Consider the following 692-nt stretch of genomic DNA (forward strand, 5'->3'; position numbering starts at 1 on the left):
CTTGAAAACCCAGCTGGCTTTATTGCTCAGCCAACTATCTCACTATCTACCAACCCCACTGCCGTAAGCGATGGTATCGCACCGCGTCATATTGACTTGCGTCCCTTTATTCTCAGCCATGGTGATGGAACGGTAGACATCGTACCCGGTGGTCTGACACGAGTGGCCATGGTTGAAGGCTCTTTGGTCGTCAATTCATCGCAAGGCGGCGGTATCAAAGACACTTGGGTTATTGATGACAGTGATTTAGACAGCCAGCAAGCCGACAAGTGCTCGCCTTCATCATCAGTAGGGGTCAATTCTGCAGGCAACGCTTCAGGGCATGCGAACTACTATAATCGCGTCCAGCCCTTAGAAACTGGTTACGAGAGTTTAGATGATGCGCCCATGATACTGCTACTCTCTACCGCCAGTCACTTAATATGGCTAGGCCGATATAGTGAGCGCCTGTATTACTATGACGATGTCATGAAACAGCTCATCAAAGGCGATCTCAAAAAATCACAGATCAAACATTTAATCAGTCATTTAGGGTTTGCCGTTGATGGTGAAGCGTCGCTTACCACCATGAAAGCGCAAATGATGTCTGATTTGGAACAAAACATCATCCCCAATATCGTGCAATCGATTGAGGATAATGTCCAAGAGGCCAAAGGTGTCATTGGTAAAGATACCGCTGAGCTGTATAACTT

The 692-nt window shown here is 47.1% G+C and carries 1 protein-coding gene; it reads left to right on the forward strand.

The features are described from left to right. On the forward strand, nucleotides 1-692 hold a 692-nt coding region (locus tag ACS8FC_RS17715), incomplete at both ends, for a circularly permuted type 2 ATP-grasp protein (protein ID WP_439297757.1).

Source organism: Psychrobacter sp. 1Y4, assembly GCF_051847555.1.